Raw genomic sequence first — 19,528 nt, 5'->3', positions numbered from 1 at the left:
TAGAACACAACTCAACATGACCTTTTGGCTGAAAATTCTAACGGCACTCGTAGTGCTCACTGCCACAACCAAGCCGATGGGAATGACCTCATCGTCTGCGCCGAACATCGACTTCCAGCCGTCCGTTGTAACCACAATGCTAACCCAGCAGATCGTAACTCAATCGTTTCAAGATTCGAGCGGCAACATGTGGTTTCTCACTCAAGAAGGACTGAATCGCTACAACGGTCATGAAGTCGAGAATTACAGGTACTCGCTCACGAACCCAAGCTCAATTTCTCACGATGCAGTTACAAGTATAGTGGAGGATCATAACGGCACTATCTGGGTGTCGACTCGAGGAGGCGGGCTCAATCGATACAATCAGATTGACAACGGTTTTGAACATTTTACCGCGGATGGGAATGATACCTCCTCCCCTCTGAAAAACGATATTCTCACGTTATTTCTCGATGAGGGCGGGCGCATTTGGTTAGGATACGATAACGCGTTCAGCATTTTCACACCAAAGACGGAAGAGTTTGAACACTACACACCAAGCGCGATTGGTCTCCCTTATCTCGGAGAGGTCAACAGCTTTACACAGGCACCTGATTCAACAGTATGGGCTGCATCTATATCGACCGGGCTAATAAAAATTAGGAACGCCGGCTCGCTCGAAGCCTCCAGAGTGAGCATTCGTGGCGTCTCCTTAGGAGATGCCGTCGAGAGTGAGCCGATTTTCAAAGTGCTTTCGGATTCAAACGGTGTTATCTGGGCACTTACCCCGTCCTCAGGTGTCATTCGCTATAACCCTGAGATGAACTCTGCAAAAAGATTTACCGCATCGAGCGAAAACGAAAGGTCACTCCTATCAAGCACTCCAATCGACATTTTTGAAGACGAATCTAAAAACATTTGGATATGCACTCTGGAAGGCCTAAATCTATATGACATAGCGCGCGACGATTTCTACAAATTCAACACGCTCAATACTAACCTCCCCTCAGATCGGATATCGAGCATTTATCAATCGAGAGAAGGGCTTTACTGGGTCGGAACTATATTCGGGCTAGCGACTGGCTCCCAAAATTTGTTTGCGAAATTTAATACGGAAACTGCCGGCCTGCCAAATGAATCAATTAACGCCTTCGGCGAGACAGCCGGGGGCACCATATGGATAGGCACTGACGACGGATTAATAAAATTAGATAAGAATAACAACTCCATTCAAAACATTAACGAACACACCACACCCTCTATATCCAGTCCGGCCGTTATGAGCCTTCTCGGCGAAGGGAACACTTTATGGATCGGAACATTCTCGGGCGGGTTAAATAAGCTAAACACTAAAACAAATGACGTGACGACGTTTAGACACTCGCGCTTCGACACCACGACGATCGGGGCTAACGGTGTAACATCAATCATGAGATCTAAGTCAGGAACACTTTATGTCGGGACCTATGGCGGAGGACTTAGTGCACTCAGCCCCGATGAATCGGAGTTCAGACGATACATATATGATCCGAGTAACGAAAAAAGTCTTAGCAATAACAATGTACTTGCGCTTTTTGAAGATTCAATGGGCTTCATCTGGGTTGGCACAGAAAACGGATTGAACAGACTTAGATCCGCTGACTTAGGAATATTTGATAGGTACTATACCGAGCGTGGCAATACAGACAGTATTTCGAGCGACATGGTGTGGTCATTCTACGAAGATGAAAATCAAAACCTATGGATGGGTACAAAAGGGGGCGGCTTAAATCGATGGGGAAAGCTAGCGCGCACTGAGGGGATTGAGAGGTTCGATCACTATTCAGAAAACATTTCACTACCAAGCTCAAATATCTATGGAATTCAGAGTGACACAGAGGGGACTCTTTGGATTTCTCACAATCGAGGAGTCACGAGATTGGAGACCGCCAGTAGAGAGGCACGTCAGTTTGGTGTACGAGATGGCTTGCAAGATACAGAGTTCAATATGGGTGCATCCTTCAAATCCTCCAGCGGGCTGATATATTTCGGTGGCAATCTAGGATTTAACATAATTGACCCTAAAGGGCTCAATGATCACGAATCACCGCCACAAGTCAGCATTTCAGAAATAAGAGTGATGAACGAAAGAAGGAATTTTGAAAAGCCATATAACCAACTCCAAGATATCGAGCTAACACACAACGACAAGATTTTTTCCGTTGAGTTTTTTGCCGCCGACTACTCAGCCCCATCACTCCTTCAGTATGCATACAAGCTTGATGGTATAAATGAAGATTGGGTTATTTCTAGTGATGCGAGACAGGCGTCCTTTACCACTCTACCACCCGGCTCGTATCAACTACATCTTGCCGCAGCAAGCCCTGGAGGTAGCTGGAATTGGGATGGAAAATCAATCAACGTGCATGTATCGCCACCGATTTGGCGTAGCGCCGCAGCATACTTGGCATATTCGATTATTTTACTGTCTTTGCTAACTGTATATTTGAAAAAACAAAGAGAGAAATCTGAACTCGCAATCGCGAGGCAAAGGGAGCTAGAGGAAAAGGTCAGGGAGCGCACCCAAGACTTACAAGAGGCAACGTACGCTGCCGAGGCAGCAAACCGAGCAAAATCTGAATTTCTTGCGACTGTAAGCCACGAAATAAGGACACCGATGCACGGCATGATTGGCATGACAGAGCTTCTACTACACACTGATTTAAGTGAACAGCAGCGCAGATTTGCGACTGCGGCCAACAACAGCGGCGCTGCGCTTCTTTCACTAATCAACGACATTCTCGATTTTTCAAAGATCGAAGCCAATAAAATGGAGATAGAAAACATTCCCTTCAACGTAGTAGATCTAGTGGAGGAAGTCTGCTACCTCCAGAGCGAACCTGCCTCGAGGAAAAATATCGAACTGAGCCACGTTATTAACGCCAGTATCAATATGGAGTTCGTTGGCGATCCTGGAAAGCTACGTCAAGTCCTAATGAACTTAACAAACAACGCGATTAAGTTCACGGAGTCCGGTCATATTGAAGTGCTTGTTGATCGTGAGAAAGTCGTAGGAAGCGACAAGTCAATGTTAGATCTCCGTATAAACGATACTGGCATTGGAATGGACCACGCGACTTGCGAAAGAGTTTTTGAGCCATTCACTCAGGCCGACGCTAGTACCACGAGACAGTACGGCGGCACAGGTCTTGGCCTTTCGATCACCAAGAACTATGTGGAACTCATGGAAGGAAGCATACACGTAAGCTCGAAACAAAATGTCGGCACCTCAGTACATCTACGTATCCCTATCCTTGACACTAGAACTCCGAGCTCTCAATCAAAAAGCCACATATTTCCGAGCACTTCTTTCGCGATAATTTCCGCCCACAAATCAACTCGCGATATGGTAGCTGAGCAGCTAAAACGCTTGGGGGCATCATCCATTGCGGAGTTCGACACGCTGCCTGAATATCAGTTTTTGGACTCGGATTCGTTTATATTCATCGACATATCAACTGTAGATAACCAGATTTTGAGTATGCATTGGACGCTCATAAAAAGCCGAACGACGATCATAGCATCTCTAAATTCCTTCTCGGAATATCAAAGCCTGGGCGCAAGTGCCCTCATCAGCAAACCGACCACGATGGAAAGCGTGAGCCAAGCGGTTGTAAATTGGACACAGGGGGCGAACGTAAGCATCGCGAGGAAAACAAAACAACAAAAAGGAGTAAGAAAACCGCTCAAGATATTGGTAGCGGAGGATATTCCGACGAACCAGAGGATTGCTAGTGAGGTAATTCGAATGTGTGGATACAGCACCGATATCGCAGAGAATGGCGAGCAAGCAGTGAAGATGCAATACCAGAATCGATATGACCTAATATTCATGGACTGTCAGATGCCGCTTATGGACGGCTTTGCGGCGACACGCTCTATTCGAAATGGAGAGGCGGGAAGCGACCATACACCCTGCAAAATCATAGCACTTACCGCTGGAACTACTTCGAGCGACCGGAAGGCATTTTTTGAAGCAGGAATGGACGGCTTCCTTGGCAAACCGTTTAGAGTTGAGGATATACGGAATATCCTAACAACTCATTTCGGCGAACTTGGATTTTCCGAAGACGAGGAAAGTCACAGCACTTCAAGAAGCGCCTCGGATAAGAGTGACGCGAGTAATGACACAGGGATTATTGACGAGCCTGCCGTGAGCAATATACTGCATATCCAAGAGCAGACAGGGAAGGCCATCCTCAAAGAAGTATACGAAGGTTTTTGCCTTCAAATGGATCAAAAAATTTCAGAGCTTAATAGTGGCAACAACAATTTAGGCTCCATAAATCTACAGTCTCTCGCTCACGCGGTCAAGTCAATGAGTGCCAACCTTGGCGCGAAAGAGGTAAAAGCGATTGCCGGGAAAATTGAGTCTGACGTAAAGGGTGGAAAAGATGTCGATTACATTTTAGCACGTGAATTAATTACATCGGCCTATTCAGCATTCAAATCCGCGTTCCGCGAAAAATATAGAAATTATCTGGATCACTAGGCGACTTAGTATTGCGCACTATAGGAGGACATGGATGCCCGCTGCCGGCTCCTATTTTTTTCTAGTTTATTTCCTCCTGATCTCTATATCAGCATCTAGCTACTCGCCCGGCGTCAGCGGATCGAGTCGCCAACCCAAATCTCAAAATACTATTCAGGTTCCCGTAGCACTAAAGCACCTCGCGTCGACAACGATATTATCAACCCTACACTCCACAGACCGTCAACTTTGGCTAGCGACGCTTGATGGTGTTACCCAGGTCGGAAGGGCAGATGATCGAAAGTTCACCCACTTTACAAACAGGTTTGGTGATCAAGTTAGATTCCGCGCACGCCACTTAATTGAGCTATGGGACGGAGAAATTTTCGCACTGACAACAGACAACAAAGCCGTATCACTACAGCGAGGTGGATCCAAGTTCGCTAGTGCAGATTGGCTTGAAGCGATCGGGGGAGATACCGAAGAGCTTGTTGAAGCCTACTTTTCTCCAGAAAAATTACTTTGGCTTGCATATAAAAATGGAAAGGTTCTAGCGCTCTCTTCACGAAGCCGAAGATTAAATATTGTCTCCACCAGTGGGCTCGGAATTCCGTCTGACATTTTCGGCACTAAAGATGGGGGAGTCTTAGTTTCGTTTTCATCTAACAACGTTTTATCGTTTTCGATGCAAGGAGACATTCGTGAGAGATTAAATCCCCATCGCTGCTCCGGCCTGAAAAATATTAGTGAGCTGGCCAAGCTAGGGAATAGTGAAGTAATCATAGGCTCTCGTGGTGGGGATATCTTTTTCTTCGACTCTCAAACAGAAAACTGCGAGCCCGCAAGGGTTTCGGATGTAAATTCAAAAAGCGTTCAATCTTCTAACGTACACGATATTGAGCTACTCGAAGACAAAAGAACCACACTCGTTGGGACAGATCAGGGGTTGTTAATATGTACGTCCGAGAGATTTTGTCAAGAACATGCATCACCATCTCATCAGTCGCTCAGCGACGTTATTTCAATAAGCCGAGACTCCAAGAGCGGCGCGTATTGGATTGGCACATACAAAGGGGTCTTCCGACTTGTTCAAACTCCCTTCCAACTTTTTGATTCAAGCACAAGTCCGCTACTGCAATCGATAGTGGGTTTTGCACAAGCAGAGAACGACGACACTCTAATAGCTTCCTATCATGGTCTCGCACTACTAAAGCGCAACAGCGAGCAGATTGTCTCGATTGATAAAGGTCGGTGGGAGACCGACTTTGTTCGGGAGGGAATCATGACCCTATATCATCACAATGAAATCACATATTTGGGGTATCGAAACATTGGCTTTGAAATTTTGCAAGCTACAACCTCTCGCGCTCAACATTGGGACCTATCGAAGATCGATGGGCTTCGCTCTAATTCAATAAGCAGCTTTCTTATAACCAACAATGGTGACCTCCTTCTCGGAACCTATGGCCAAGGCATCGCGAAGTTAGATGTTAGACAACGCGCTGCGAGGCACTTGGCTGCCGCGAGCGGGGATTCAGGAGAAAATCAGATACTCTTCATGTTTCAATCAAGTGATGGAACTATTTGGGTCGGTACGGAGGCGGGCTTGAGAACACTGAACCTTATAGACAACAAGCTTGTCCGAGTGACTTATTCTAACGCATCCTCCGAAATGGCGGAGAACCCAATCATATGGACCGCGAACGAGACAGACAATTTCGTCTGGTTTGGCTCAATGCATGACGGTTTATTCAAGCACGAAAAATCTCGTCACGAATCCACGGACCTTAGAGCTATAGTTAGCCAAGATTTTTCCGAAATCTCATATGCCGAAAAAGCAATCTATTCTATCGAGAACGGCGTCGGAGAAGAAATTTGGTTTTCCACAAATCAAGGTATTGCGCGTCGTACAAGTATTGGGAAGGTCGTTCAATACGGTGAGGAGAATGGCATAGATGGCATAGGCTTTGAACTAAACAGTTCATTTCAAGACGCTTATGGATATTTGTACTTCGGCGGTGTGAACGGATTTTACAAATTTCATCCTCAAGATATTGGCGAAGGTCCTTCCCCCGCCACTATATTCCTGAACGACATAGTAATTGGCGGGCGGAAAATTCATACTGATCGGCATGATGCGCCAAGTCAGTCCATAACCCTCGGTCACAAAGATCGCTTCCTGAACCTCGAATTCAGTACTAGAGACCTTACCAATCCGGGCTCTACCCGATACCGTCATAAGCTAGAGGGCTTTGACGACGACTGGGTGGATGTCGGGAATCGCGGCTCGGCGACATACACCAACCTCCCAGCGGGGGACTACGTGTTTAGAGCGCAAGCGCTCAACGCGTCTGGCATTTGGAATCTCTCGGGGATATCGCTCGATATTGAAGTCAAGCCGGCTCCGTGGCGCACCTGGTGGGCCTATACGCTCTATGCCTTGTTCCTTCTGGGGATTGCTTATCTGTTCCTTCGGATCTATCGCGAGCAGATGCTGAAGAAGCAGGCGCTGGAGCAGGCCCGGGAGATGCAGCGGGTGGCGGATCACTTCGCCGACGAACTGCTCGACCAAATGGATATCCAGCGAGTACTTACTGACTCCATTCATCGCTACAATAAAGAATTGTTGGCGTGGGCGAACATCTGCATCCAGCGCAGCGCCGAGTACGCTCAGGGCGATATGGGAGCTCTGCGAAGCGGGACGGACTATCGACTGCAAGTACTGGACCTGGTGCAGGATGCGCTTTACTACCGCGGCGAGGAACTCTACCTCGACCCCAGCGCTTTCGTCGGGCGCCTTTTCGGTTCAGCGGCCAGTCGATATCCGGATCTGAACCAGCGGTTGATTGCGGTAAACGACGCCACAAGTGAACTGTTGCCCGCGACGCAGGCTATACCGCTGGCGATCATCATCGGGGAGCTTTTCGAGAATTCGATGAGCCATGGGTTTTCCCACTCCGCGGGCGCCTGTTGCGTACGCGTGGTCGTCAGTATGCCGTCAATCAGGGAGGTCTACCTTGAGTATCAGGACGATGGCGCAGGCATTCCTGAGGGGCTAAGTTTCGAAGCTGCAGAATTTGCCGGGTTTTCCATTGCCGCAGAGGCGGCCAAAGCGGCAAACGGAAAGCTCGAAATAAGCCCGGACAGGCAGACGGTACACGGCTACTTCGCGCTATCGGGCGAGATGGGCGACCTGAATCAGCTGCCCTGAAACCTGGGTTCCCGCTTTTCCTGACGCGCCGCGAACCCCTCTTGCAGATCTGCCGATTGCAGGCATTCCCTTGCCAGGCCCTGGGCATACTCGCGGTCGAGCTTGCCTGCTGCTGACTGCTGGATAATCTGCTTCATCGCCCTCACCGAGAGGGGCGCCAAGGCTGCGATATCACGTGCCAGCTGGTCTGCTGTGTCTTTCAGGGCAGCTGGCTGCACCAGATAGTCGAGAAAGCCGATTTCCAGCAACGTTTGCGACTGCATCTCCTCGGCGGCAAGCAGCATCCTTTTCGCAGCGCTCACACCCAGCCGTTCAACAAAGCGGTTGACGCCGCTGACGGGGTAACACAAACCGATGGCGGCCGCGGGTACTCGCAATTTGCTGCCCGCTATGCCAATCCTGAAGTCGCAACTCAATGCCAACTCCACCCCGCCACCGTAGACATTCCCGCTTATAGCGCAGATCGTCGGGATGGGAAGCTCGGCGATGAGGTCGGTGGTTTCCTGAAAGGCGTCGCCGGACAGATTGCCGCTGCCCAGCTGTTGCAGGGAGGCTCCGGCGCAAAAGGTCTTATCGCCCTCCCCGGTTATTATCAATACTCTCGCCTGTTCGTCATCCCGCAAGGTGGCCAGGGATGCCTGGATAGCACTCAACTGCTCCTGCCCAAGAGCGTTGTGTTGGGCAGGATTATTCAGTGTTAGGCGAGCAATATGCCCGGTGCACTCAAAGCGTATGGTGTCAGTCATGGTTGTGGATTCTGTCATACCCCGATGGGCTGCGCCAGATAGCCGAGGCGACCAGTGGTAGACAGGCGTCACTCGCGGTCTGATACTGAAGGCTTTTCACGGGGGCCTGCAGAGCATGGGTACAATGAGTCGCTGTGGTTGGTGCGGATCGGACCCTCTCTACGTTGCCTACCACGATGAGGAATGGGGTGTGCCGGTGCGACACGACCCCACACTGTTCGAGTTTCTTGTTCTGGAGGGCGCGCAAGCCGGGCTTTCCTGGATTACGGTGCTGCGCAAGCGACAGGGCTATCACGCGTCGTTTGCCGGACTGGACCCGAGCAAGGTCGCCGCCTTTTCAGACGCCGAGCTGGAGAAGGCCCTGCTCAACCCGGGTATTGTGCGCAACCGACTCAAAGTCTACAGCGCTCGCAAAAACGCCCAGGCGTTTATGGCGATACAGGCATCAGCGGGCTCATTCTCCAACTACCTCTGGCACTATGTTGACGACCAACCCATCACCAATCACTGGCGCACCTTGGCGGAGGTGCCGGCACGAACAGCGCTGTCAGACACCATCAGCAAAGATTTGAAGAAACAGGGTTTCAGCTTCGTGGGCTCGACAATCGTCTACGCCTACATGCAGGCCGTCGGCCTGGTGAATGACCACCTTGTCAGCTGCTTCCGTCATCAAACGTGTGCTCAGCTGGGGCGAGGGCGTCCTTGATGCGCGGAGGGACTGCAACGAGCGAGGTGAGAGAGTCGAGCAGTGCCAGAGTATGGCAGCTGGCTTGGCCGACCATCATTTCAAACCTGTTGTTCACCACGGTGGGCTTTCTACACATCAAGATTGCCGCTGGCCTCGGCACGTCGGCGGTTGCCGCTGTGACCACCGGGCACCGCGTCTTTTTCCTGGTGCAGGCCATCCTCATGGGGCTGTCCGTGGCGACCACCGCAACGGTGTCGCGGCACTGGGGGGCGAAGCAGGTTGCACAGGCAGAAATGGCCAGCTGGACAGCGCTGCTGCTGGCTCTGCTGGTTGCCGGGTTGCTCTCTATTCCGGTGCTCACCGTCCCTACGGCCATCGCCGGCATTTTTGGCCTGGACAATGCAACCACGCTTCTGGCGGCGAGCTTCATATTTTGGCTGGGGCTGTTCAACCTGTTTTCTGCCACTAACATGATGTTGTCGACATCACTACGGGCGACGGGCGATGTAATCACCCCGCTCTACTTCCTGGCTTGTAGCACGGCTATGAACGTGGCCTTTGGCTACGCCCTGGCGTTCGGCCTGGGCCCCTTGCCTACCCTCGGCGTCGCCGGGGTTGCGCTCGGCGGGGGTATTGCGGGTGCGCTGGTGACCATCGCCTTTGTGCTCATGTGGTGGAACGGGCGCTTCAATCTGCAGCCCGTGGGAGAGGCACGCTTCGACTGGGTTGCAGCGCGCAAACTGGTGCGCATCGCGCTGCCTGCAGTGACTGAGCAGGGGGTGGTACAGATTGCCTTTCTCGCCTTCTTCGCCATTGTCGCCAACTACGGCACCAGTGCCTATGCCGCCTACGGTATTGGCATCAGCCTCGTAGCGTTCCCCATTGTCGTAGGCTTCGGTTTCGGCATCGCAACCGCTACCCTGGTGGGTCAACAACTGGGCGCCGGCCGCCCGGCCCAGGCGATGATCACGGGGTGGAGGTCACTGCGCATGGCGTTGCTGGCGATGATCACGCTTTCCGCCTGCATGGCATGGTACGCGCGCGACCTCGCGACGTTCATGATCAACGATACGGAGGTGATTGACCTCACGGTGGGCTTTATTTACATCATCTGCCTCGCACAGCCCATGATGGCCATTGATTTCGCCCTCGCGGGCGCCCTAAGGGGCGCTGGGGACACCCGCTTTCCCTTGCTGGCGACGTTCATTGGCATCATTTTTGGCCGCCTGTTACCAGCCTGGCTCTGCGTACAATTGAATCTGTCGGTGTATTGGGTGTTCGCCGTCATGCTGCTGGATTATCTGCTCAAGTCCAGCTTGCTGTTGTGGCGTTACCGGTCCCGCAAGTGGCTAGATATCAACCCCAACCGAGGCTCACCTGGCACACTATAGACAGCGACAAAAAAAATACTTAAAGTTTGAATTTGAGACTATTGAGTACGGAGAGCGGCTTTCCCGTCCTCCGCAGAGGCGCTGCATGAGTACACTGAGTGACGGGCCACGCCAGGGGTCACCGTTCAATCGAACTGCCCAGCACGACGCCAAGCGCGCAGCCATACTGTCCCAGGCGGCGCAGCTGTTCAATTCCAAGGGGTCACGGGCGACCACGCTGCGCGATATCGCGGAGTCGCTGGGCCTGACCAAAACCAGCCTCTACTACTATGTAAAAACCAAGGAAGAGCTGATTTTCCAGTGCTACCTCGCAACCCTGGATCATCACCTGCAATCGATGGCCGACATCGAGCGGCGCTTTGACAGCCCGCTGGAGCGGGCCCGGCAATTTTTTCTGCTGCAATTCGAAAACTGGCTGGCCGCGCAGGAAAACAGGGGGCCTCACTACGCTGCCCTGCTGGAGATCGCGTCTCTGCAGGGTACCCAGCGCGAGGAAGTGGAAGCGCGCTACATCAGCATGTTCAAGCATCTCCGCGGCTATCTGAGTGAAGGCATCACCGCAGGCGAAATACGGCCCTGCGAGACGATCGCTGCAACGCGAGCCATTCTCGGATCTTTGGACTGGATCTTCTTCTGGCTGCACAGCCTGCCACGGGATACCGTCGGTCACGTCGCACTCGCCGCCTGGGATCTTCTCGCACACGGCCTGCACAGTGGCGACAATACGTACCGACCTGCACCGCTCGCCGTCAGCGCCACTCCGGAGCCGTATACGCAGGGCTTTGACCGGGACGAACAGAACCGGCTGAAGCAACAGGCGTTTTACAAAACCGGCACCTGGTTTTTCAACAAGAAGGGGTTCAACGGCACCTCACTGGATGAAATTGCCGAGCAGTTGAGCGTCTCCAAGGGCGCTTTTTACTACCATATCCGGAACAAGGAGGACCTGCTGTTCAACTGCTATACCTACTCGCTGGACATCACGGAAGACATTCATGACCAGGCGGTACAGATGCAGGGCAGTGGCCTGCACAAGATTGATCAGGTATGCCGGCAGATTTTCCACGCCCAGAACTCGGAGCGCGGCCCGCTGATTCGCTACAGCACTATCACGGCTTTACCCATGGCACGACGCAAGCAGGTTCTGGCGCGCACGGAAGCGGCAAACCAGCGCTTCGGTGACTTCATTCGCGAAGGTATCGAGGACGGCAGCGTTCGCACCATCGAGCCGTTTATTGCACAGCAGTTGATCGCCGGCGCGATCAACGCTTCTATGGACATTAAACTGTGGCGACGGGTGGATGACCTGGACACCGTTGCCATCGACTATTTCGATTTATTTTTCAATGGCCTCATACCGCGCCCAGATGAGGCACTACCCTCCGGAAATAAGGCTGAATCGTGACAGACAAACTGCAAAAGCTCCTCACGCTGCTCGAAGTCGAGCGCATTGACAAGTATCTCTTCATTGGCAACAGTCCCAGCTACCCACCGCGGGTATTCGGCGGTCAGGTGCTCGCACAGTCATTGAATGCAGCCAGCCGTACCGTAGATGCCGAGCGCCTCGCACACTCCATGCATGCTTACTTTCTGCGGCCGGGCAACCCCAAAAAACAGATCGTCTATGAGGTTGACCCGATACGGGACGGCGGCAGTTTCACCACGCGGCGGGTAACGGCAAAACAGGACGGCGTGCCTATTTTCAGTACGTCGGTATCGTTCCAGACGCAGGAAGATGGTTTCAGTCACCAGTTCGAGATGCCGGAAGTGACGCCACCGGAAGAGCTGGAAACCGACTTCGAGTTCTGGAGCCAGATGGCCAAACAGCATCCGGAGCGCTTCGCCGCGCCCATGATGCAGGCACTTGAGCGGCGTCCGGTAAAACGGCGGGACTACTTAAATCCACAACCCCAGGAGCCGGAGCAGTACACCTGGTTCAGGGTGCTGGATCCTGAGCAGGTGATCGGCGACGACCCCGTCCGCCACCAGACCATTCTCACGTTTATTTCAGATTTCGCCCTGCTTGGCGCGGCCCTGCTGCCGCATCCGGTCACGGCCATGGACCCGCAGATGCAAACCGCGAGCCTGGACCATGCGCTGTGGATTCACCGCCCGCTGCGCGTGGACGACTACCTGCTGTATGCCATGGACAGCCCCAGTACCCATGGGGGCCGGGGCCTGAGCCGGGGAAGCTTCTACAACCGCCAGGGCGACCTGGTGGCGTCTACAGCCCAGGAATCCCTGCTGCGGCGCAAGCGGCCGGTCAGCGATACGTAACGAGCTGCTCGCCCTGCTGCGTGCCCAGCACCTGCAGGAAGGAGCGGTCGTTGAAGTAGGACAGCGACACCTTGTCACCGCTGTAGAACAGCTGGGTCACAGAGCAATTGAATATCGGTTCATAGAACTTGTAGGCATGCTCGCCCGACAGTCCGAGCACCTGGCTGACAATGGTGGCTATCGTGCCGCCGGAGGTGAAAATACCGACTGTTTTACCGGCACCCTCGGCTGCCATCACATCGCGCAACGCTGCTGCGACTGAACCCGAGTAATCAGCCCAGCTTTGAATGCGCGGCTCATCGCAGGCCGGCGAGGTCCAGTGCGTGAATACGGCCTCGATGACTTTCTGGTAATCCTTGCTGGACTTCAGCCCCTTATCCACCAGTGCCTGAATAGACGGGTTCGCCTTGGCAACCACTGGCACCAGGTAGCGGATCTGCTCGTCATTGCGCACCTCGTCGAAGCGCGCATCAATGTGATGGGGAACGTCGCCCGACTGGCTGGCCAGTGCCAAGGCGGTGGTTTCGCGCTGACGCAGCAGTGCGCCGCTGTAGGCGGCATCCAGCTGGATGCCCTGATCACGCAGGTAGTGCCCCAGCACCTCCGCCTGACGGCTGCCCAGTATAGACAGTTTGTCGTAATCGTCGGCGCCGAAGGACGCCTGTCCGTGCCTGAATAAATACAGTGTGGCCATTATGCGTTGACTGCCTGTTGATCCGTGTTGCGGTTGAAGCGCAGTTTGCGCCGGTAGGGAAAGAAGTCTTCGACATGCCCCTCGCGGATGCGTTCCTGCAAACCACGCCAGAAGCTCGCCTCGTAGATATCACTGTGCATGGCATCGAACACTTTGCGCGCGCGCTGGTTGCCGGAAAAGAACAACCGAAACTCCTCGGGGAAAATATCATTGGGCCCCACGTTGTACCAGGGCTGGCTGGCCAGTTCCTCGGCTTCACTGCGCGGCTCGGGAATCTCCCGGAAATTGCAGTCCATCAGCGGCACGATTTCGTCGTAGTCATAGAACACAACCCTGCCGTGACGGGTGACACCAAAATTCTTCAGCAGCATGTCGCCGGGAAATATATTGGCCGCAGCAAGCTGCTTGATCGCATTCCCGTACTCATCCATCACCGCGCCCACCTGTTCATCGCTGGCATTCTGCAGGTAAAGATTGAGTGGGGTCATGCGGCGTTCTACATACACGTGCCGAATAACCAGCGCTTTGCCATGTTCCTCGATCATTGAGGGGGCCACTTTGTGCAGCTCCTCCATCAGCTCGTCGGAGAAACGCTCGCGCGCGAACGCCAGATTGGTAAACTCCTGTGTGTCTGCCATGCGCCCGGCGCGGTCCCAGCGCTTTACCAGCCGGTACTTTTCCTTCACCTGCTCCCGGGTCATCTCTTTCGGCGGCGTGAACCGGTCCTTGATGATCTTGAACACGAAATCATACGAGGGCAGTGTAAACACGCTCATTACCATGCCCTTGATACCCGGCGCGATAATGAACTGGTCACTGGTTTTCTGCATGTGCCGGAATGCACAGCGGTAGTAATAGGTTTTACCGTGCTTGTTATAGCCCATCGAGCTGTAGAGTTCGGAAATGGGCTTGGCCGGCATGAGCTGCTGCAGAAACAACACATACTGCGACGGGATGCTCGCGTCCACCATGAAGTAGGCGCGGGTGAAGCTGAAAACCACGCTCATTTTGTCGGCACCGAACAGGATGGTATCGACATACACCTCGCCGTTCCCCGAGTGCAAAATGGGGATCACGATGGGCATGGAATCGGGTCCGGAAACAATCCGCCCAACGATGTACGCACCCTTGTTGCGGAAGAAGTGGGGTTCCAGGGTCTGCAGCTCGACCCCCTCACGCGAGAGGCTCAAGCGCTCGGAGAGACAACGGGTTATGGCGTCGGCCAGGCTGTTGATATCGCGCGTCAGGTCTTCCCACGGCAGGCTGAAGCCATAGTCATCCAGCAGCCTGCGCAGCACACCCCCCAGGTCACCTTCGAAGGGGTAGGCCCTGTACACCTTGCTCACATCCGGTGCCGGCATGTCGCCCTGGGGAGAAAACACGAACGCGTATTCGTCGCGAATCTTGCGGTGTTTGAACACGCCGCAGTACACGGAATTGAAAAATGTTTCAGCAATTTCAAAGTTGTTGTGGCCGCGCACCAGGTCGGCGTAGACCACCCGTGCCTCCTGCCAGAACTGCAGAGCGTGCAGCTGTTCGCCCGCAATCACTTCAACGTACTCGAGCACCCGGGTAGTCGCCTCCTTGTAGAGGTCGATGCGACGGATGGACGCGGCGTGCATACCCAGCCAGTCTTGCGCCTCGAAGCGCGAGCGCGCGGCCAGCGTGATGTTCTGGAACTCGGCGAAGTAGGCTTCGAAGCCGTTGAGGATGGTGCGCGCAAAGCGCGCCTGCTGCTCTTTCCGTTGCATGGTGAGGCGCGGCCGCCTTAAAGGTTCGGGTTGCCGAAGCGGCGGCGCAACTTACGCATGCCACCGAGCCAGCGGTCGTAATCGGCAGCCTTGTGCGCACGGTAATCAGCAACCTGCGGATGCGGCAGTATCAGAAAGCGCTCTGCGGCCAGGCCCTGAACAACTGCCTCAGGGACTTCATCCGCGGTCAGGATACCGTCGACCCCCGCGGTGCCACCCTCTTCCACACTGCCGATCATTTGTGTCGCAACCGCCTGCGGGCATAGCACGGACACCTTGATTCCGTCGTCACCGTGGGTAATTGCCAACGCCTCGGCAAAACCGATGGCGGCGTGCTTGGTGGTTGAATAGGCTGCATCGCCCACCTGGTTGAGCAACCCCGCTGCGGAGGCCGTATTCAGCAGGTATCCCTCGCCACGCGCCAGCATGCCCGGCAAGCAGGCGCGGGCCGCAAAAACATGGGACATGACGTGGATGTCCCACATCGCCTGCCAGGTTTCGTTGGGCGCCGAGGTGGCCCACCAGGGCTCCCCATCACCGGCGATAATGCCCGCATTGCTGCAGAACAGGTCGACCCGACCGTATTTCGCTTCCACCTCTGCGACCATCGCTTGCAGCGCGGCTTCGTCACGCACGTCGAGGCCATAGGCATCGCCATCGACCACGGCAGCAACTGCCTCAGCATCGGCCGGGTGCAAATCCACCACCACCACCTTGCGGGCGCCCTCGCGGTGAAAGCGCTCACACAGGGCCTTGCCAATGCCGTTGCCACCGCCGGTGACAATAACAATGGCGCCCTCTACCACCACTACAGCAATTCCTTGGCAAACAGCTCGAGAACCACCGGGTCGTGTACACCCAGCAACATGGTACCCACTTCGCCGCGTGCCGCCGCCGCTTTCCAGCTGCCCAGGCGCTCGATGATACGCTCACGCGGGCCGACCAGTGCCACTTCATCCAGCAGTTGGTCGGGCACCAGTGCCTCCGCTTCCGCCTTTTTGCCGCTGAGGTACAGGTCCTGAATGCGCTCGGCCACCTCGCCATACCCGGCGCGGGCGGCGTAGTCGTTGTAGAAGTTCTTGCCCTTGGCCCCCATGCCGCCGATATAAAGCGCCAGCCAGGGCCGCAGGGAGTCGTAGGCCGCTTTCAGGTCATCGTTCAGCGCGACTGACACAAAAGGTGCGATATCAAAATCAGACAGGCTTTTGCCGTTCCCGGCGGTATCCAGACCTTTCTGGATATGGTCACCCAGAATGCTGAATTTGTCCGGGTCCATCCACACCGGGAACACGCCGTCCGCCACTTCACCCGCACAACGCAGGCCAGCGGGTGTAATGGAGGCGGTGTAGATCGGGATATTCGGGTTGCCCTCGAGAATCGACTTCAGGGGCTTACCCAGGCCGGTGGTGCCAGCGCCGGTATTGGGCAGCTGATACACATCGCCGTCGAACTCTACCGGCCCTTCACGGGCCATGATCTTGCGCATGATCTGGATGTATTCCCGCGTGCGGGTGACCGGCTTGCCGTAGGGCACACCGTGCCAGCCCTCGACCACCTGTGGCCCGGACGCCCCCAGGCCAACGATGAAGCGACCACCAGAGAGTTGATCCAGAGACATGGCGGTCATGGCGCACATGGCAGGCGTTCTCGCCGGCATCTGCATGATGGCGGTACCCACGCGGATCTTGTCGGTTTGCGCCAGCACCCAGGCCGCTGCGGTCACCGCATCATTGCCGTAGGCTTCCGCTGTCCATACCGAGTCGTAGCCCATGGATTCCGCCTGACGGATCAGGTCGATCGGGATGTTGATCTGTTTGCCGGAATAGCCCAGCAGTATGCCCAATTTCATTGTTGCTTCTCCCTGGTGGTTATCATCGAACCGGCCACTGCTCTCGTCCGCACTCAGGCACTGTAGCGCAGTTCATTGAACTTTGCCTGATGGTAGTCACCATTGCCGAAGGTGGTGTTGATCATCATCAGACGCTTGGCGTAATGGCCAATGTCCAGTTCGTCGGTAATACCCATACCCCCATGCAGCTGAATCGCCTCACCGAAAATCTTCCGGCCATTGCGATCGACCAGGACTTGCAGGGCATGCACACAGGCGGCCGCGTCGTCACCAGCGCCGTCCAGTTCACACACGGCCCGATACAGCAGCGACTTGACCTGTTCGTAGGCCATAAAGGTATCCACCATACGGTGTTGCAGCGCCTGGAAACTCCCGATAGCCACATCGAACTGCTTGCGCGTTTTGGTGTACTCCAGGGTTTTGGCGTTCAATTGCCCCATGATACCCAGCGCTTCCGCTGCGAGTGCCACGTTGGCCTGGGTAATCACCGGGCCCATGACCGCATAGCCGTTATCCAGCTCACCCACAATATCCGCCACCGGCACCTGCACGTTGCTGAAAGTGATGTTGGCAACCACCTGCCCGTCCATCAGGCGGTAAGCCGTGCGCTCGACACCGGCTGCATCCGCGGGCACCAGCACGAGGGTTATGCCCGCTTCATCGCTCTGCTCGCCACTGCTGCGCGCCGCGACGATCAACTGATCCGCACTGGCCCCGTTGAATACGACCACTTTTTCACCGTTCAGGACCAGCTGGTCGCCCTCAACAGTTGCGGTCGTCTTGATATCGGCCAGCTGGTGGCGACTCTGGCGCTCCAGATAGGCAAACGCGCCCTGACAACCGCCCTCGATAATGCGCGGAATGATCTCTGCCTGTTGCTCTACACTGCCGCCACGCTGCAGGAGCCCGCCGAACAGCAGCACAGTTGCCAGGTAAGGTTCCAGCACGATGCCCTTGCCGAACTCTTCCATCATCACCATGGTATCCACCGGACCGCCGCCAAAACCGCCGTGAGACTCGGCAAAAGGCACGGATAACCAGCCGAGTTCGGCAAAGGTCTGCCAGTTCTCGCGGCTCATGGCTTCATCAGTTGCCGCGATTTTACACCGGGTATCAAAATCGTAACTGTCCTGCACAAAGCGCGCCACGCTGTCCCGCAGCATGCCCTGTTCTTCAGTAAACTCGAAATTCATTGCTATATCCTCTCCAGCAGTGCGGGATTAAAGGCCGAGCACGGCCTTGGCGATGATGTTTTTCTGTACCTCGTTGGAGCCGCCGTAGATCGTTGAAGCGCGACCATACATGTAGGTCTGACGGGCCTGTGAGCCAAAGTCGTGGCCGAGCTGCTCCGCTGTCAGGTCATTGGGCAGTACACCCTGGTAATAGGCGGCGACATCCATGCGCAGCTCCTGCACGGCCTGCTGCATCTCTGTACCCTTGATCTTGAGCATGGAAGACTCGGCACCGGGCGCGCCTCCAGCCGCCACCGTTGCCAACACCCGCAGTTCGGTAAACTCCAGGGCCATCAGCTCGATTTCGATATCGGACAAACGCTTCTGAAACAGCGGATCGCTCAACAGGGATTTGCCACCGTTGACTTCCCGCTCGGCGAAGGCGCGCGTTTCCGCAAGGCTGCGCTTGCTGTCCGCCACACCCGCAATCGCGGTGCGCTCATGGGCCAGCAGGGCCTTGGCATAGGTCCAGCCCTTGTCCTGCTCGCCAATCAGGTTGGCGACCGGCACCCGCACGTCGTTGAATTCCACTTCATTCAGGCTGTGGTGATTGTCTATCGAGACGATCGGGTTGACCTTGATCCCCGGCGAGTTCATGTCGATCAGCAGAAAGCTGATGCCATTCTGTTTCTTGCCTTCGCTGCTGGTGCGCACCAGGCAGAAAATCCAGTCGGCATACTGGGCATAGCTGGTCCAGATCTTGGCGCCAGTGACCACATACTCGTCGCCCTCCCGCACGGCGCGGGTTTTCAGTGACGCGAGGTCGGACCCCGCGCCGGGCTCGGAGTAGCCCTGGCACCACCAATCGTCGCTCTGCAAAATACCTGGCAGAAACCGTTCTTTCTGTTCCTCGTTGCCAAACGCATAAATGACAGGGCCAACCATGTTGAGGCCGAAGGGAATGACATCGCGAATACCCGCGGCGCTGCGTTCAGTCTCAAAAATGAATTTCTGCGTGGCGTTCCAACCCGTGCCGCCGTATTCCTTGGGCCAGCCGGGGGCGATCCAGCCCTGCTTGTAGAGGCGCTTCTGCCAGTCGATGACCGCGTCCTTGAACGTCTCGAGGTTGTTCAAGCGCGCCTGCAGGTCGGCATCGTAAGCCTCTGCAAAAAATGCGCGCACTTCATCGCGAAACGCGAGATCTTCCGGAGCAAAACTTGTATCCACGTGGCTACCTCTCGATTGAATTGAACTGGCCCG

At 54.8% G+C, this 19,528-nt stretch carries 13 protein-coding genes; 6 read left to right on the top strand and 7 right to left on the bottom strand.

From position 1 onward, the window contains the following. Positions 1–16 precede the first annotated feature (16 nt). Together G533_RS0108665 and G533_RS0108660 are read left to right on the top strand one after the other, a co-directional pair. A complete protein-coding gene (locus G533_RS0108665; protein ID WP_027949618.1) occupies positions 17–4,510 on the top strand; it encodes a two-component regulator propeller domain-containing protein in 4,494 nt (1,497 codons plus the stop codon). Between the two features lie 34 nt (positions 4,511–4,544). Beyond that, entirely contained in the window at positions 4,545–7,700 is a 3,156-nt protein-coding gene (locus G533_RS0108660) for a triple tyrosine motif-containing protein (protein WP_084638898.1), read from the top strand. On the opposite strand, the gene G533_RS0108655 is transcribed toward G533_RS0108660, so the two are convergent. Beyond that, complete coding sequence (locus G533_RS0108655) at positions 7,688–8,446, bottom strand: enoyl-CoA hydratase/isomerase family protein (RefSeq protein ID WP_027949616.1); 759 nt, start codon at positions 8,444–8,446, stop codon at positions 7,688–7,690. The two genes, G533_RS0108660 and G533_RS0108655, sit on opposite strands and share 13 nt — an antisense overlap. A 115-nt stretch (positions 8,447–8,561) precedes the next feature. Here G533_RS0108655 and G533_RS21225 point away from each other — a divergent pair, with 115 nt between their 5' ends. The 4 genes from G533_RS21225 to G533_RS0108635 all read left to right on the top strand — a co-directional run bounded on the left by G533_RS21225 (position 8,562) and on the right by G533_RS0108635 (position 12,802). Next, a complete protein-coding gene (locus G533_RS21225) occupies positions 8,562–9,152 on the top strand; it encodes a DNA-3-methyladenine glycosylase I (protein WP_035527250.1) in 591 nt (196 codons plus the stop codon). Between the two features lie 26 nt (positions 9,153–9,178). Then, entirely contained in the window at positions 9,179–10,525 is a 1,347-nt protein-coding gene (locus tag G533_RS0108645; protein WP_027949615.1) for an MATE family efflux transporter, read from the top strand. A gap of 85 nt (positions 10,526–10,610) precedes the next feature. Further along, a complete protein-coding gene (locus G533_RS0108640; protein ID WP_035527247.1) occupies positions 10,611–11,930 on the top strand; it encodes a TetR/AcrR family transcriptional regulator in 1,320 nt (439 codons plus the stop codon). Continuing rightward, entirely contained in the window at positions 11,927–12,802 is an 876-nt protein-coding gene (locus tag G533_RS0108635; RefSeq protein WP_027949613.1) for an acyl-CoA thioesterase, read from the top strand. Before G533_RS0108640 ends, G533_RS0108635 begins: the two co-directional genes overlap by 4 nt. Here G533_RS0108635 and G533_RS0108630 read toward each other — a convergent pair. Genes G533_RS0108630 through G533_RS0108605 form a run of 6 tightly spaced genes read right to left on the bottom strand, consistent with a single transcriptional unit; the run spans position 12,789 to position 19,495 of the window. Further along, positions 12,789–13,496: a histidine phosphatase family protein gene (locus G533_RS0108630; RefSeq protein ID WP_027949612.1), complete on the bottom strand. Its 708-nt coding sequence runs from the start codon at positions 13,494–13,496 to the stop codon at positions 12,789–12,791. The two genes, G533_RS0108635 and G533_RS0108630, sit on opposite strands and share 14 nt — an antisense overlap. Next, positions 13,496–15,247: a bifunctional isocitrate dehydrogenase kinase/phosphatase gene (gene aceK / locus G533_RS0108625; protein ID WP_027949611.1), complete on the bottom strand. Its 1,752-nt coding sequence runs from the start codon at positions 15,245–15,247 to the stop codon at positions 13,496–13,498. Before aceK ends, G533_RS0108630 begins: the two co-directional genes overlap by 1 nt. Before the next feature lie 17 nt (positions 15,248–15,264). After that, a complete protein-coding gene (locus tag G533_RS0108620; RefSeq protein WP_027949610.1) occupies positions 15,265–16,056 on the bottom strand; it encodes an SDR family oxidoreductase in 792 nt (263 codons plus the stop codon). Beyond that, positions 16,056–17,096 carry an LLM class F420-dependent oxidoreductase gene (locus G533_RS0108615; protein ID WP_027949609.1) on the bottom strand — a complete coding sequence of 347 codons (1,041 nt, stop codon included), beginning with the start codon at positions 17,094–17,096 and terminating at the stop codon, positions 16,056–16,058. The genes G533_RS0108620 and G533_RS0108615 overlap by 1 nt, the downstream gene beginning before the upstream one ends. Before the next feature lie 53 nt (positions 17,097–17,149). Further along, positions 17,150–18,289 (bottom strand): acyl-CoA dehydrogenase family protein, encoded by a 1,140-nt coding sequence (locus G533_RS0108610; RefSeq protein WP_027949608.1) that lies wholly within the window; start codon positions 18,287–18,289, stop codon positions 17,150–17,152. Between the two features lie 27 nt (positions 18,290–18,316). Then, positions 18,317–19,495, bottom strand: a complete 1,179-nt coding sequence (locus tag G533_RS0108605; protein WP_027949607.1) for an acyl-CoA dehydrogenase family protein — start codon at positions 19,493–19,495, stop codon at positions 18,317–18,319. Positions 19,496–19,528: the final 33 nt, after the last annotated feature.

It is taken from the genome of Haliea salexigens DSM 19537, assembly GCF_000423125.1.
In the GTDB taxonomy this organism is placed as follows: Bacteria; Pseudomonadota; Gammaproteobacteria; order Pseudomonadales; family Halieaceae; genus Haliea; species Haliea salexigens.
This window is presented reverse-complemented; position numbering and strand designations above follow the sequence as displayed.